General features: G+C 47.3%; 12 protein-coding genes and 1 other RNA gene. 12 read left to right on the top strand and 1 reads right to left on the bottom strand.

Going from position 1 to position 15,347, the window contains the following annotated elements; genetic code table 11:
* The first annotated feature begins 25 nt into the window (after positions 1-25).
* The 12 genes from urtE (at position 26) to AAGC78_RS11040 (ending at position 14,019) form a co-directional block, all read left to right on the top strand.
* Positions 26-721, top strand: coding sequence for an urea ABC transporter ATP-binding subunit UrtE (urtE, locus tag AAGC78_RS11095; protein ID WP_435784146.1), 696 nt, complete (start codon positions 26-28; stop codon positions 719-721).
* Positions 722-989: 268 nt separating this feature from the next.
* Positions 990-2,465, top strand: a complete 1,476-nt coding sequence (locus tag AAGC78_RS11090) for an MFS transporter (RefSeq protein ID WP_435784145.1) — start codon at positions 990-992, stop codon at positions 2,463-2,465.
* Positions 2,466-2,516: 51 nt separating this feature from the next.
* Positions 2,517-3,551 (top strand): glycoside hydrolase family 43 protein, encoded by a 1,035-nt coding sequence (locus AAGC78_RS11085; RefSeq protein WP_435784144.1) that lies wholly within the window; start codon positions 2,517-2,519, stop codon positions 3,549-3,551.
* A 209-nt stretch (positions 3,552-3,760) separates the two neighbouring features.
* Positions 3,761-4,115, top strand: a transfer-messenger RNA (tmRNA) gene (gene ssrA / locus AAGC78_RS11080).
* Positions 4,116-4,290: 175 nt separating this feature from the next.
* Positions 4,291-4,548: a type II toxin-antitoxin system ParD family antitoxin gene (locus AAGC78_RS11075; RefSeq protein WP_435784143.1), complete on the top strand. Its 258-nt coding sequence runs from the start codon at positions 4,291-4,293 to the stop codon at positions 4,546-4,548.
* Positions 4,549-4,553: 5 nt separating this feature from the next.
* Positions 4,554-4,853, top strand: a complete 300-nt coding sequence (locus AAGC78_RS11070; RefSeq protein WP_435784142.1) for a type II toxin-antitoxin system RelE/ParE family toxin — start codon at positions 4,554-4,556, stop codon at positions 4,851-4,853.
* Between the two features lie 189 nt (positions 4,854-5,042).
* A complete protein-coding gene (locus tag AAGC78_RS11065; RefSeq protein ID WP_435784141.1) occupies positions 5,043-7,382 on the top strand; it encodes a type I restriction-modification system subunit M in 2,340 nt (779 codons plus the stop codon).
* A 104-nt stretch (positions 7,383-7,486) separates the two neighbouring features.
* Positions 7,487-8,143, top strand: coding sequence for a DUF6088 family protein (locus AAGC78_RS11060; RefSeq protein WP_435784140.1), 657 nt, complete (start codon positions 7,487-7,489; stop codon positions 8,141-8,143).
* Positions 8,140-9,138 carry a nucleotidyl transferase AbiEii/AbiGii toxin family protein gene (locus AAGC78_RS11055; RefSeq protein ID WP_435784139.1) on the top strand — a complete coding sequence of 333 codons (999 nt, stop codon included), beginning with the start codon at positions 8,140-8,142 and terminating at the stop codon, positions 9,136-9,138. Before AAGC78_RS11060 ends, AAGC78_RS11055 begins: the two co-directional genes overlap by 4 nt.
* Entirely contained in the window at positions 9,135-10,490 is a 1,356-nt protein-coding gene (locus AAGC78_RS11050; protein WP_435784138.1) for a restriction endonuclease subunit S, read from the top strand. The genes AAGC78_RS11055 and AAGC78_RS11050 overlap by 4 nt, the downstream gene beginning before the upstream one ends.
* A 20-nt stretch (positions 10,491-10,510) precedes the next feature.
* Positions 10,511-13,858, top strand: a complete 3,348-nt coding sequence (locus AAGC78_RS11045) for a type I restriction endonuclease subunit R (RefSeq protein WP_435784137.1) — start codon at positions 10,511-10,513, stop codon at positions 13,856-13,858.
* A gap of 50 nt (positions 13,859-13,908) precedes the next feature.
* Positions 13,909-14,019, top strand: coding sequence for a Fic family protein (locus tag AAGC78_RS11040; RefSeq protein ID WP_435784136.1), 111 nt, complete (start codon positions 13,909-13,911; stop codon positions 14,017-14,019).
* A 30-nt stretch (positions 14,020-14,049) separates the two neighbouring features.
* On the opposite strand, the gene AAGC78_RS11035 is transcribed toward AAGC78_RS11040, so the two are convergent.
* Positions 14,050-15,252 carry an MFS transporter gene (locus AAGC78_RS11035; protein ID WP_435784135.1) on the bottom strand — a complete coding sequence of 401 codons (1,203 nt, stop codon included), beginning with the start codon at positions 15,250-15,252 and terminating at the stop codon, positions 14,050-14,052.
* Positions 15,253-15,347: the final 95 nt, after the last annotated feature.

Here is a 15,347-nt window from a genome sequence, read left to right as displayed (position 1 = left end):
GCGAAAGAATTTGGATGAGTGAATCATGCTGAACATTAAAAATATTAATCAATATTACGGCCAAAGCCATATCCTTTGGGATTTGTCGCTCGATTTAAAAGAAGGCACTTGCGGCTGTTTGATCGGTCGCAACGGCGTGGGCAAAACCACCTTACTAAAATGCATTACCGGTTTATTGCCGGTGCGCGATGGTGCCATACAATTTAATGGTTATGAGATCAATAAACTCTCTACCGAAAACCGCGCGCGCGGCGGCATAGGTTTTGTTCCGCAAGGCCGCGAAATATTTCCACTCTTGACGGTGGAAGAGAATTTAAAAATATCGCTAGGCGCACGCAAAGATAAAGCGCGCTTTATTCCCGGATTGATTTATGAACTATTCCCTGTGTTAAAAGAAATGAAACACAGACGCGGAGGCGATTTATCCGGCGGGCAACAGCAACAGCTCGCGATAGGAAGAGCATTAGTGCTCGATCCTAAATTACTGATCCTCGACGAACCTACTGAAGGTATTCAGCCAAACGTAGTGCGCGATATTGGCGAAGTGATTCGCAAACTTAATCGCGAGCTGGGATTGACGGTTTTGCTCGTCGAACAAAAACTGCCCTTCGCCCGCCGCGTCGCCGATGACTTTTTTATTATGGAAAAAGGCAGCGTAGTCGCCACTGGCCCGATTGCCGATTTGAAAGATGATTTGGTACAGCGTTATTTGAGTGTTTAACCCTCCTCATCAAGGTGTCAGCACATTCGCTGACACCGACCTAACCTACAGAAACTCTCGCCACCTCTTTCCCTCACCTGAAAGCCGCTACAAGTTTTGTTAAGGCTAGCCCGCCACAGTTATATACACCTTGACTATAAGATTGGTTTAGGCGATCCTACTGCCGACTTGTACACGAGTATCCAACACCTGCGGTACAGGGTGATTGATCGGCATGGACTGCTATGCTGGTTGGACAACCCCATTACATTAATAAGAAGTCATAACAATGAATCAAACCACGCAAAAACTCTCGGTTGTAGAGAAAGTCGGCTACAGCCTGGGCGACCTCGCCGCCAACCTGATCTTCCAAACACTGGTTACCTTCCTCGCCTTTTTCTATACCGATGTCTACGGCATATCGCCCGGAAAAGCGGCGATGATTATGGCGGCGGGCGGCCTGTTTGGAGCCTTTTTTACTCCCGTAATGGGGATCATTGCCGACCGCACCTCAACCCGCTGGGGTAAATTCCGCCCCTGGTTGCTGTGGACCGCAATCCCGTTCGGCGCCGTTGCCTTACTCGCCTTTAGCACACCGGATTTTGAAGAGAACGGCAAAGTCGTTTACGCCTTTGCAACTTACATCGCGCTATTGGTGATTTACGCGGCGAACAACCTGCCCTACTCCGCCTTGAGCGGCGTGTTGACCGGCAATATGGCTGAGCGCAATAGTTTGTCAGCCTACCGTTTTGTGGCGGTGATGGTGGCGCAATTCATTATTCAAGTATTGTTGTTGCCGCTGGTATTAATCCTCGGTGACGGCGATAAAGCGGTGGGTTTCCACAACACCATGTTAGTGTTCTCGATCACCGGAACGATTTTCTTTTTGATCGCATTTATCACCACCAAAGAGCGTATTTTGCCGGTGGTAGAAGCACGTAATAGTATCGCGCAGGATTTTTCTGATCTCGCTAAAAACCTGCCGTGGATTGTGATGCTGGCGGTTACGATTTTGGTATTCGTCACCCTCGCGCTCAAAGGCGGCATGTACATTTATTATTTTGAAAACTACTTGAGTGAGGCTCATCTTGCGCAGTTTTTAAATGATATCGGCTTTAACAGTTTCATCGCCGGACTCAACAGCGTACTTACCAGTGTCGGTTTATCTGAATTCCAATGGCCGAAAGATGCCCCAACCTCAACCTTCAGTTTATTTAACGGTTGCGGCATTATCATGATGATAATCGGTATAGGTTTCTCCAAAAACCTCGCCGACAAATTTGGTAAACGCAATGTATTTGCCAGCGCACTTTTCCTCTCTACCGTATTTGTCTTCGCGTTTAAATTTTATTCGGCCGAGAGCATCGGCATTGTGTTTGTATCGCAAATCCTGCACGGCTTTTTCTACGGTGTAACCATTCCGTTGCTGTGGGCGATGATCGCCGACGTAGCCGATTATTCCGAATGGAAAAACAATCGCCGCGCAACCGCGATGGTATTTTCCGCAATGATTCTCGGTTTAAAACTGGGTTTGACCATCGGCGGTTCATTAGTCGCGGGCCTGCTTGCCCATTACGGTTACGAAGCAAGTCTTGCACAGCAAAATCCGGAAACAATTGAAGGTATTAAAACCGGCGTAAGCGTATTTGCATCGCTGCCATTCTTTATGGCGGTTGCCTGCATGTTCTTCTTCTCAATCAACAAGAAGATGGAAAACCAAATCGAAGCCGATTTGAACGAGCGCCGCAAAGCGGTAGGTAAATAATTTTCCAAACGCATTTTTTAGTTTTATTGAAATTGAAAGTGAGACATTGATATGGCTGCTGAAGAAACCCTAGCCCCGGAAGTCATCGCCGATTTAAAAGCGCGTGCGATTTCCCAACCGCTGGTTGAACACATTTACACCGCTGATCCATCGGCGCATGTGTTTAACGGCAAGATTTATATTTACCCATCACACGATATCGAAGCGGGCATTCCGTTTAACGACAACGGCGATCATTTCGGGATGGAGGACTATCACGTTATTTCATTGGACTCGCCCGATAGCCCAGCCGTCGATAACGGTGTCGCCCTGCATGTGAAAGATGTCCCTTGGGCAGAACGCCAAATGTGGGCACCGGATGCTGCGCACAAAGACGGCAAATATTATTTATATTTCCCCGCAAAACGCGCCGACAATATTTTCCAAATCGGTGTTGCCGTGGGCGATTCACCTATCGGCCCTTTTAAAGCCGAACCCGAAGCGATCAAAGGCAGCTACTCCATCGACCCGGCAGTATTTGAAGATGTCACTCCTAATAAAAACAGCAACTACTACATGTATTACGGCGGGATTTGGGGTGGCCAGTTGCAGAATTATCGCAACAACCAATATGACGCAAACCGTGGCGAACCGGCTGACAACGAGCCAGCACTCGGCCCAATCGTCGCGCGCCTCACTGCTGATATGAAAGAGTTCGCCGAAGCACCGCGAGAAATCCAGATACTTGACCAGGACGGCAACCCGATATTGGCTGGCGACCACGACCGCCGTTTCTTTGAAGCCTCATGGGTGCACAAATACAACGGTAAGTACTACTTCTCCTACTCCACCGGCAACACTCACTTTTTGTGTTACGCCACCGGCGATAATCCTTACGGGCCATTTACCTACCAAGGGCAAATCCTCACCCCCGTCATCGGCTGGACGACTCACCATTCAATCGCCGAATACCAAGGCCAGTGGTATCTGTTCTATCACGATTCAGTGCTGTCAAAAGGTATCACTCACTTGCGTTCGGTGAAAATGGCCCCACTTACTCATAAGGCGGATGGCAGTATCGAAACCATCACTCCCTACCGCGATTAGCAATCCCTCCCAACCTCCCTGGCTACGCGCCCCGTTTCAAAGGGAGGGGCTTGATGCCACCCTTTTTGAAAAAGAGGGGTTTGGGGAGATTAAAGCCAATCGGATTGAGCCGAAATTAAGGCTCGATCACTGGGGAGAATGGAGGTAGAATGCCGCCACTCGCTGCTGGACGTGGGAAGCTCGCAAGAACAACCCTTCGAGTAGCGAATGGGGTCGATTTGGATTCGACGCCGGTAACAAAGCCCAAGGTGCATGTCGTGATGACAGCCAATCACGTTAATCCAAAGCTGTACTTGAATAGTCGCAAACGACGATTCTTACGCTTTAGCAGCTTAATCGCTGCTAACGGTCTATAACAAGGTGCCAGTACCGCGTTAAAGCCCGTCATACAGAACTGGATCGCAGCAAAGCTTGCCTGGGGTGGCGCTGCTAAAACTCTACAGGATCGCGCTTTTCGTCCTGCCTGTTGGGCTGATAAGCGTTAAATCAATAAACGGATCTAAACATGTAGAGCCGCGGATGGAGTGCTGGCGGACGGGGGTTCAAATCCCCCCGGCTCCACCAAATTCCAACTAAAAAACCCGATCAGAAATGATCGGGTTTTTTATTGCTTGCTAACTCAACAAAAAGACCAGCACAGCGTTTGACTGGCGGTTGCTTACACACGAAATACAATTATTGACAATCTTTGTACACCCCCCTAGCATTTTCAGAGCAATATCTGCCTTTGGAGGCCGCCATGCATGTATCACTGACACCGGAACTCGAATCCCGCATTAAAGCCAAAGTGGAAAGTGGCCTTTACAACAATGCCAGCGAAGTCATCCGTGAAGCCTTGCGCTTTATGGACACCCACGAAGACTGGATTCACGAGATCAAACTGGCTCGCCTACGCGAGCAATTAAAAGTTGGCGTAGATCAGTTGGATCACGGCGAGGGCATTGCCATTGAATCCAAAGCTGCACTCGACACCCTGTTTGATAGCATCAAGGACTGATCGCGGTGCCTACTCACCAACTCATCATTGCTCCAGCCGCGAAAGCAGACCTAAAAGACATCTACCAATATGGTCTGAGGCAATGGGGTCAGGCTCAATCCGAGGCCTATCTGGAAATCCTTAAAGGAAAATTCTGGTCACTGACTGAACAGCCCCTCATGGGAACTGAGCGGCAAGAACTTCTCGCGAGTATGCGCAGCCTACCAATTGAAAGCCATATTTTGTTTTACCGTGTTACGACCACAAACGTGGAAATAATCCGTGTACTTCATGGCCGCCAAGATCCTGCACGTCATTTGAAATAACCAATTAGTTCACGTTCAACTGCGCCGGGGGGATTTGAACTGGTACCCCCACCAACAAGACTGCTTCATCCAAAATAAATCAATCTTTTTAAACCCCACTCGATCACAGCTCAATTACTGTTCAAAACCTGATTTAACCCGATTTTTTAACTAGAATGCGCCTCAAACAACAGTTTCAGGATGAGCCGCATGTCCCAACAATCCAACAACCTTGCTGCCTACATTTGGTCGCTCGCCGACCTGCTACGCGGGGATTTTAAACAGAGCCAATATGGTCGTGTGATTCTGCCCTTTACCCTGCTGCGCCGTTTGGAGTGTGTGCTTGCCTCTACCAAGGCGGCGGTGCTTGCGCAAGTGCCAGCAGTAGATGCCATGAAGCTGCCCGAAGAGGCCTCAGAAAAATTTCTGCTCAATGCGACTAAAACCGCTAAGAATCCCGGTGGTCTCGCCTTTTTTAATACCTCCCCTATGGATTTAAGTCTGCTGGGCGAAACCGGCATTAAGCCTAATCTGGAAAAGTACATTCAAAGCTTTTCTAAAGATGCGCGGGAGATATTCGACCACTTTAAGTTTTCCGAATTTATTGGCTTGCTTAACGATGCCAACTTGCTCTACAAGATTGTGCAAAAGGTGCGTACGACTGACTTAAGCCCCGAGGCGGTTTCAAACCACGACATGGGCTTGGTGTTTGAAGAGTTAATCCGCAAGTTTGCGGAAAGCTCCAACGAAACCGCAGGGGAACACTTTACCCCACGCGATATTGTCCACCTCACTACCTCTTTAGTATTTTCTGAGGATGACGATGCACTCACCAAACCCAATGTCATCCGCTCCATTTACGACCCCACGGCGGGTACCGGCGGCTTCCTGTCGTCCGGTATGGAATATGTGTACGAGCACAACCCCAATGCGCGTATGGCGGCTTTTGGTCAGGAACTTAACCCCGAGAGCTACGCCATTTGCAAGGCGGATATGCTGATCAAAGGGCAAGAAGTTGCCAATATTAAATTGGGCAACACCCTCTCTAACGATCAACTCTACGCCGATAAATTCGATTACATGCTTTCCAATCCGCCGTTTGGGGTGGATTGGAAAAAGATTGAAGGCGAGATTCAAAAGGAACACAACGAGAAAGGTTTTAATGGTCGCTTTGGTCCAGGCCTGCCGCGTGTGTCCGATGGTTCGTTACTGTTCCTATTGCATTTGATTAGCAAACTGCGTGAGCTTCACGAAGGCGGTGGCCGCATCGGAATTATCCTCAATGGCTCGCCGCTTTTTACCGGCGGTGCTGGCAGTGGTGAAAGTGAAATCCGTCGCTACATTTTGGAATCCGATTTATTAGAAGCCATAGTCGCACTGCCGACCGATATGTTCTACAACACTGGCATTGCCACCTACATCTGGATTTTGTCCAACAAAAAACAGGCGGAGCGCAAAGGCAAGGTGCAGCTTATTAACGGCAGCGACCTTTACAGCAAAATGCGTAAATCCCTCGGCTCCAAACGCAATATGATGGACGAAGAAGATATTCGCACTATCACTCGTTGCTTTGGCAACTTTGATGCGATCGCCGCTTACGATTTAGATAAAGCCGCCGACGTAAAAAGTAATCGTGGTCGCCAGTCTGCCAACGCGAAGGTAGAAGCACCCAAAACCTTTGCCAGTAAGATTTTTGAAAATCACGAGTTCGGCTACCGCCGCATTACTATCGAGCGCCCCTTATGTTTGTCTGCGCAATTTAGCGATAAGGCGATTGCCAACCTGCGCTTTGCCACAGGTGCCTTTAAGCCAGTCATGGAATGGATTTACGAACATGTGGGTGAAGAATGGACGGACGAAACATACGGGCAACTCGCCACACATGAAGAATCTATTCGTGCCAAAATCAAAAAAGATTTCACCGACTTAAAAGAAAAACAAATTAAAGATGTGTTGGATGCAGACCTCTGGCTTTCCCAGAAAAAACTGATGGAAAAAGCCCAGCAGTTGCGCGCCTGTTTTTCAACAGAAGGGGGTGATGCCGAATACCATGACTTTAATTTATTCGAGCCGCTTTTGGCACAAACACAAAAAACTTTGGGCATAAAGCTGGATACCAAAGAGCAAAAACAATTGCTCGATGAAATTACCTGGAAGAACCCGGAAGCCGAACCGATTATTAAGAAAGTGCTCAAGGAAAAAGAAGATCCTTTCTACGGTAAATTCACCTATAAAGGCAAAGTGGTAATTTTTGAGCAAGACGGCGATTTGCGCGATAACGAAAACGTGCCGCTCAATCCGGCGCTGTCTGTAAATGAAATTAACGAAGCCTACTTCAAAAAAGAAGTACAACCCCATGTGCCCGATGCCTGGATTAACCCCGACAAGCGCGATGCCAAAGATAACGAAATCGGCATAGTGGGTTATGAAATCCCCTTTAACCGCCATTTCTACGTTTACCAACAGCCGCGCAAGCTGGAAGAGATAGATGCGGACTTGGATGAAGTCACCAAAAGCATTTTGGCATTGCTGCAAGAGGTGCATTCCTAAGCGGCAGCCCGTGGGCTTGAGTTGGCTATATTTGTCTTATAAAGCGTGCTAACCTGTCCGAAATATAGGGTCATTTTTCGGACAAAAAACAGGTTTTTGATAAGTTGAATAATGTTGAAAATCAAATAGTTAGTTCGATATATGGGCATGGTAGGGGTTGGTCTTTTTCTAAAAAAGATTTTGCCTCCCTCGCCCAGCCGGGCACTATTGACCGCAGCCTGAGCCGTTTAGCGGAAAAAGGCACTATCCGGCGGCTCAATCGCGGTATTTATGACTACCCCAAATACAGCAAGCTGCTCGGTCAAAGCCTGGGGCCAGATATGGATCAGGTCGCCCATGCCTTGGCGCGCAAACACGGGTGGAATATTCAAGTATCCGGCAATGCCGCGCTCAATATCTTAGGTCTGTCTACACAGGTGCCTACGCAATACGTTTACCTTAGCGATGGCCCCAGCAAAACCTACGATATCGCAGGCCAAGCACTCGCGTTCCAAAAAACCAAAATGACGCACCTAGACCTTAAATACCCGGAAAGCGCCCTGCTGGTTCAAGCGCTTGAAGCCTTAGGTAAAGAGCCGCTAAGCGAACAGCAACGCGCAGCTATTTACCAATACTTTCAGCCGGATGGCGATGTGTCTCCTTACCGCAGAGCGCGAATCCTGAAAGATACCCAATACGTCACCAGTTGGATTTATGAGGTGATTAAAAGCATTTTCGCGTACCCAAGCCAAAAGGCGAGTACGAACAAGGAACCCACATGAAAACCCTCGCGCTACGCTCAGCCGCAGAGCGCCGCGAGGTATTCAGTGCAACTGCCACCGCAATGGCCATTAGACCCGCAGCGGCAGAAAAAGACTTTTGGTTGTGCTGGGTATTAATGCAAGTGTTTGAAGAGCGAACACTGGCGGCCTGTTTGCGCTTTAAGGGCGGCACCTGTTTAAGCAAATGCTTTAATTTAATTCAGCGTTTTTCGGAAGATATAGATTTAATTCTGGATTGGACGCAAGTCACCGATATTGACCCCTTAGCGCCACGCAGCAAAACCCAACAAGATAAACTCAATCAGCAAATGAACAGCCAAGCGCAAGCGTTTATTGCGCAGACGATTTTGCCAAAACTATTAAGCGTTATAGCGCCTGTGTGTACCGCCGCTATAGATAACGAAGATCCGCACACGATTAATATTCAATATCCCGCCGAATTTGCAGCAGGCTATTTGCGCCCGCAAATTCGTTTAGAAATCGGCCCACTCGCCGCCATGATGCCAATGGGCATTTACCCTGTAACACCTTATGCAGCAGAAAAATTCCCAAAATTATTTGTGCAACCCAGCATTCATGTTTCCGCCATAAAACCTGAGCGCACCTTTTGGGAAAAGCTAACTATTTTGCACGCCGAAGCGCACCGCCCAGAAACTAAATCCATGCCGTCGCGCTATTCGCGCCATTATTACGATGCTTACCAATTAGCCATCAACCCAAGCGTGAATCATGCGCTGAATGATATGGCCATGTTGCAACAAGTGGTTGAGTTTAAGCAGCGCTTTTACCCCAGCAGTTGGGCGAGTTATGAAACAGCGGCAGCCGGTACATTTAAACTCAGGCCAAGTGAGCATCATTTGTTAAAACTAAAACAAGACTACAAAGAAATGGGTGAAATGATTTTTGGCGTAAAGCCAAGCTTTGAAGAAATGCTTGAAACTTTGGCGGCTGTGGAACAGCAAATTAATGCCCTCCATGCAGGAGATAGAAATTGAGTAGGTATCAGGCTTATCCAGAGTATAAGGATTCTGGAGTTAAGTGGCTGGGAGAAGTGCCAAGTCACTGGACTCTGTGCAGAATTAAAGATATAGCAATGATTAATGCATCAAAGTCTGAGGTAAGAAGCCTTCCTGCGGACTCTTTAGTTAGTTTCTTGCCGATGGAATCCATTGGTGAAAAAGGAGAACTAGATACATCGCGAACAAAATTTTTATCGGAAGTTTTGACGGGTTACACATACGTTGCGAATGGTGATCTGATGATCGCCAAAATAACTCCTTGTTTTGAAAACGGTAAGGGTGCAATTGCCAATGACTTAGTTAACGGTGTTGGTTTCGCTACTACAGAAGTAATTCCTATTCGACCAGTCACCAAATCTGATGCTAAATTTTTGTTCTATTTGCTGAACTGCGATCCATTCAAATTTATGGCCGAAAGTTCAATGTACGGTGCCGGAGGGCAAAAAAGAGTTGCAGATAGTTTTGTCGCTGAATATCACTTAACTTTTCCATCAAAAGATGAACGAAATAGAATCGCCAACTTCCTCGACCACGAAACCGCAAAAATCGACACGCTGATCGAACAGCAACAACAACTGATTCAACTGCTAAAAGAAAAACGCCAGGCCGTTATCAGCCATGCGGTTACCAAAGGGCTTAATCCTAATGCACCTATGAAAGGTTCTGGTGTGGAGTGGTTGGGGGAAGTGCCGGAGCATTGGGAAACTCTGCCTATTTCAAAAATTTCTACAAAAATCACGAATGGATATGTAGGGCCAACTAGAGATATTCTTGTTAACGAGGGGGTGTCCTACATCCAAGCGACACATATTAAAAAAGGTGCCGTGAATTTTGATGGCGAATATTATGTAACTAAAGAATGGAGTGAAAAAAATTCCAAGTCTATTTTGAAGAAAGGAGATGTTCTAATTGTCCAAACGGGTGCAGGGGCTGGAGATGTTGGCCTTGTGTCTGAACACGAAGAAGGATTCAACTGCCATGCACTTATTATTGTTCAGTGCAATCCAAATATGATGTTAGGCGAATTTCTTTCAAACGTCTTAAGTTCGAGCTATGGATATGCAGTTTTGTATTCCATAAGAACCGGCGGCATGCACCCCCATCTAAATTGCGGTGAAGTAAAGTATGTGAGAGTTCCAGTGCCTCCATTTACTGAGGCAATTGAAATTAATGCGCATATCCAAGATATGAAATCTAAATTTTCAAAATTAATTGACGTTGCAGAAAATAAAATAGAAATATTGAAAGAACGCCGCACCGCCCTAATCTCCGCCGCCGTCACTGGCAAAATCGATGTGCGCAACTGGCAGGCACCAACACACCAATAAGTAAATACAAAGGGAACACCATGCTAGACCAAACGGCAGAGCGTATTTTTCAAGAGGATATTATTCGCCAAATGCTGGCGAGTGGTTGGTTGTTAGGCGAAGCAAAACACTACAACCGCGAGCTGGCGCTCTACACGCAGGACACGCTGGATTTTGTGCAAACCACCCAGCCGGAGATGTGGAAAAAGTTTTGCGCTAACTATCCTTCAAGCCCCGATGAAAAATTTATCGAGCTGGTAGCAAAGCAACTTAATAAAGCTGACCCCAATGCGACCAGCAGCGAATCGCGCAAGTTTGGCACCTTGGGTGTATTGCGCCACGAACTGCGCGACCGCAATACCCGCTTTAGCCTCTGCCAATTTAAACCCGAGCATGACCTTAACCCGGACACCCTCGCCAATTACCAACAAAACCGCCTGCGTTTAGTGCCCGAGCTGGTCTATAGCCCTTGGGTTGCTCAGCAGTTAAATAAAGGCACCTCAATTGCTGAGATGTCATCGGCCTATACCAATGCTGCAATTGAAAAAACGAAAGCAGTTAAATCTGATGCTGCTAAAGCATGGCGAATTGATCTGGTGTTATTTGTGAATGGTCTGCCTGTCGCTACTCTGGAATTAAAATCGGAATTTAAACAAGCGGTAGATCGCGCAGTTAAGCAATACAAAACCACACGCTTGCCGGTGGACCCCGTCGCTAAAAAGGCGGAGCCACTATTAACCTTTAAACGCGGCGCGCTGGTGCATTTTGCGGTGAGTCAGTATCAAGTATTTATGGCCACCAAGCTGGCAGGTAGCGATACGTTCTTTTTACCCTTTAATAAAGGTACTAGCGATGGCGCTGCCGGTAACGATACACCGGAAGACATCCACCAATATGCTACCGATTATTTGTGGAATGAAGTGTTGCTGCCAGACAACTGGTTAAATATTCTCGCCCGCTTTGTGCATTTGAACATCGAAGAAAAAGAAACCTGGGAGGGCGAGAAGTACAAAAAAGAAAGCATGATCTTTCCGCGCTATCACCAATGGCGGGTGGTGAATAATTTGTTAGCGGCCGCTCAAAGCGAAGGGCCAGGTCAGCGCTATTTAATTCAGCACAGCGCGGGTTCGGGCAAATCCAATTCCATCGCCTGGACTGCGCATCAACTGTCATCGCTCTATACCCAGCAAGGTAAAAAGCTGTTTGATTCAGTGATAGTCGTTACCGACCGAACCGTATTGGATGCGCAACTGCAAGACACCATCTACCAATTCGAACACACCGAAGGTGTTGTAGGGCGTATTAATAATCAAGAGGGTGACGGCTCAAAATCTGAAAAGCTGGCGAGCGCGTTGGAGCAATCCCAGCCTATTATTATCGTTACGATTCAAACCTTTCCCTTTGTATTAAAAGCCATCGCCAACAGCGCGCAGTTAAAAGAGCGCAGTTACGCCATTATTGCGGACGAGGCGCATTCATCGCAAACCGGGCAAACCGCCAAAAAACTCAAAGATGTTTTGCAATTAGACGCCAGCAAAAATGATGAGGATGAACTGGAGGGGGAAGACGTTATCAGCGCAGCTGCAAGCCAATCTAATACCAATTTAAGTTACTTTGCATTTACCGCCACACCTAAAGCCAAGACTCTGGAAATGTTTGGCCGTTGCCCCAACCGCACCGAACCGCCCTCCAAAACCAATAAACCCGAAGCCTTCCATGTGTACAGTATGCGTCAAGCGATTGAAGAAGGTTTTATTTTGGATGTGCTAAAAAATTACACTAACTATAAAGTCGCCTACAAACTTGCGCTAAAAGTTGCTGAGGCAGATACCGAGGTAGAAAGTAATCGCGCTAAAGCCAAGCTCAATCAATGGGTACGCCTGCACGACCATAACATCAGCCAAAAGGTTGCGGTCATTATTGAGCACTTTAAAGAGCATGTAATGGGGCTACTCAATGGGCAAGCCAAGGCGATGGTAGTGACCAGCTCGCGCAAAGAGGCGGTGCGCTACAAGCTCGCCGTTGATAAATATATTACCGAAAAGGGTTACCAAAAAATTCATGCGATGGTCGCATTTTCCGGCGAAGTAGAATTTACACCTAATGATCCAAACAGTGCAGCGCTGGTGGGTGAGAAATTTACCGAGAAAAATATGAACCCCGGCCTGCACGGCCGTGATATGCGCAAAGCCTTTGATACAGACGACTACCAGGTAATGATAGTCGCCAACAAATTCCAAACCGGCTTTGACCAACCCAAGCTCTGCGCTATGTATGTGGATAAAAAGCTGGGAGGCGTTGAGTGTGTGCAAACGCTCTCGCGCTTAAACCGCACTTATCCCAGCAAGGCAGAAACCGGCACTTTCGTGTTGGATTTCTTTAACGAGCCGCAAGAGATATTGGATTCCTTCCAGCCTTACTACCAAACGGCCGAGCTGACGGATGTATCTGACCCGAACTTGATATACGAGTTACTCGATAAATTGCGCGCAGGCGGTATTTTCTTATGGACGGAGGTCGAACAATTCTGCAGAGCGTTTTATGTAAAAAATAAAACCAATGCCGCTGTCTCTAATATTTGCAAACCAGCTGTAGAGCGCTGGACTCTACGCTACAAGCATGCCGCTGAAGCCTTTAGCGATGCGAAGATGATTTTTGAGCGCACCAAAAAAACAGGCGACGCTGTATTAATCGCAAACACTGAAAACAGCCTTAAAGAATGCAAAAAAGCCAAAGATGCTTTAGAAGTCTTTAAAAAGGATTTAGGTAGCTTTGTGCGTTTTTACGATTTTATGTCGCAAATCGTCAACTACGAAGACAGCGACCTGGAAAAACTCTGCCTCTACGCTCGCACCTTGCGCCCCATGCTGCGCGAAGTTGTACTGGAACAGGATGAGATAGATCTGGATAACCTTAGCTTGAGTCATTATCGCCTATCACTATTGCGCCAGCAGGATTTAAAGCTGGTGGTAGATGCTGGCGAGCAGTTAGATCCAATTACTGAATTAGGTTCGGGGGCAGGCCGCGACCAAAAAGAAGAGTTTCTCTCGAAAATTATTGATCGATTAAACGAAATCTTTGTCACCGATGAACTTACCGACAAAGATATGGTGAACTACGCCTACACCATCCGCGACAAAATGAGCGAAAACCAAAAAGTCATGGATCAAATAGCCAATAACTCACCTGAGCAAGCGCTGTTGGGCGACTTCGCCAAAGCCTTCGATAGCGCCATCATCGATTCAGCCGCAGCGAATCAAAACCAAACAATGCAAGTAATGGGTGATGCCAATAAAGGCCAGAAATTTATGAAACTGGTGTTTGATTTATTGGTAGCGGCGATGAAGGCAGATAAAGAAAACACCGAGAGTGACGCAAATAATGCATAAAAAGCTCTTTAGGGCAAATTCATTTAGATGATGTAATAAACATCACCTAAATGAATGTGAATTCAGACTTAATTGAAATGACGATTCCAGATAAACCGAATAGTCGTTTGCAGAGATATCGCCTAACCGCTAAGGGTAAATACTTAATCTCTCAAAAATGATCAGATTTTTGAAGATCTTCATCGCAAGTATCAAGATGCCACCTGCACAACTACCTTCTCCTCCCTAATCGGCAAATTCACTAACGCAGCAGCGAGTGCTAACGCTGCATCCGCCCACCACATCCATAAATAATTACCGGTAGATGTAACCGCGATACCACCGAGCCATGCGCCGAGGAAGCCGCCGATTTGGTGGCTGAGCAAGGTGAAGCCGAAGAGTGTGGCGAGGTAGCGGACGCCGAAGAGTTTGCCGATTAATCCGGCGGTGGGTGGGACTGTGGCTAGCCAGGTTGCGCCGAGTACGGCGGCAAAAATATAAAACGTCCAAGGTTCTTTAGGTGCGGCGAGATAAATGAGAATGGCGATGGTGCGTGAAGCGTACATCCAAAAGAGGATCATTTTCATGCGCACGCGTGAGCCAAGTGCGCCGGCGGCGAGACTGCCGAATATATTTGCCAAACCGATAATAGCTAACGAAGCAGATGCAACAGTAACACTCAAGCCACACAAATTTACTTCGTTCGGTAAATGCGTTACTAAAAAGGCGATGTGAAAGCCGCAGGTAAAAAAACCTGCTTGTAAACACCAATAACTGCGATCACGTGATGCAATTTTTAATTGCTGCCGCAATGACATTTGTTCAACTGCAATTACAGTTTTTGGTTGTGGTCGCCCACGCAACCACCACGCCATAGGAGCGGTGGTGAGTGCAAATACCGCCATCATCCACATGGCTTGCATCCAACCAAATACCGACATTACTGCTTGATTGAGTGGTGCAAAAATAAATTGCCCCATACTGCCGCCCGCGTTAATAACACCACCGGCAAATGAGCGGCGCTGTGCGGGAATGTGTTGTGAGGTTGCGCCAATCAATACGGAAAAACTGCCAGCGCCTGCACCTGCAGCACTCATGATTCCAATCGCTAAAATTAAACCGAATTCGCTGGTGACTTGCGTGGTGAGCACACAACCTGCCGCTAATAAAAATGCGCCGAACACAATAACGCGACCCGGCCCCCAGCGGTCAGCCACTGCACCGAACACCGGTTGTACCGCGCCCCAAACCAACTGCCCTACTGCCATAGCAAAACTGATTGTGGCGATGCCGAGACCGGTGTGGACGTTGAGCGGGTACATAAACAATCCCAGGGATTGTCGCGCGCCCATGGTGATCATAAGAATCGCCGCTGCAATCAGGATAAAGAACCAATAATTTCTTTGCGTCACCACGCACATCTCCCACGCTTTTTTCGGCTTTTGGTTATCCAGCAGATGATTATTTATAGAATGCAGTTAGCACTTCATCAAATACAAAATGAAAGCAA

Source organism: Cellvibrio sp., assembly GCF_039207905.1.
Taxonomy (GTDB): Bacteria; Pseudomonadota; Gammaproteobacteria; order Pseudomonadales; family Cellvibrionaceae; genus Cellvibrio.
Note: the sequence above shows the minus strand (reverse complement) of the source record. Positions and strands in the feature narration are given on the sequence as shown.

Coding starts and splice junctions, on each gene's coding strand:
- urtE (WP_435784146.1), top strand. CDS start 26: ATGCTGAACATTAAAAATATTAATCAATATTACGGCCAAAGCCATATC.
- AAGC78_RS11090 (WP_435784145.1), top strand. CDS start 990: ATGAATCAAACCACGCAAAAACTCTCGGTTGTAGAGAAAGTCGGCTAC.
- AAGC78_RS11085 (WP_435784144.1), top strand. CDS start 2,517: ATGGCTGCTGAAGAAACCCTAGCCCCGGAAGTCATCGCCGATTTAAAA.
- AAGC78_RS11075 (WP_435784143.1), top strand. CDS start 4,291: ATGCATGTATCACTGACACCGGAACTCGAATCCCGCATTAAAGCCAAA.
- AAGC78_RS11065 (WP_435784141.1), top strand. CDS start 5,043: ATGTCCCAACAATCCAACAACCTTGCTGCCTACATTTGGTCGCTCGCC.
- AAGC78_RS11055 (WP_435784139.1), top strand. CDS start 8,140: ATGAAAACCCTCGCGCTACGCTCAGCCGCAGAGCGCCGCGAGGTATTC.
- AAGC78_RS11045 (WP_435784137.1), top strand. CDS start 10,511: ATGCTAGACCAAACGGCAGAGCGTATTTTTCAAGAGGATATTATTCGC.
- AAGC78_RS11040 (WP_435784136.1), top strand. CDS start 13,909: ATGAATGTGAATTCAGACTTAATTGAAATGACGATTCCAGATAAACCG.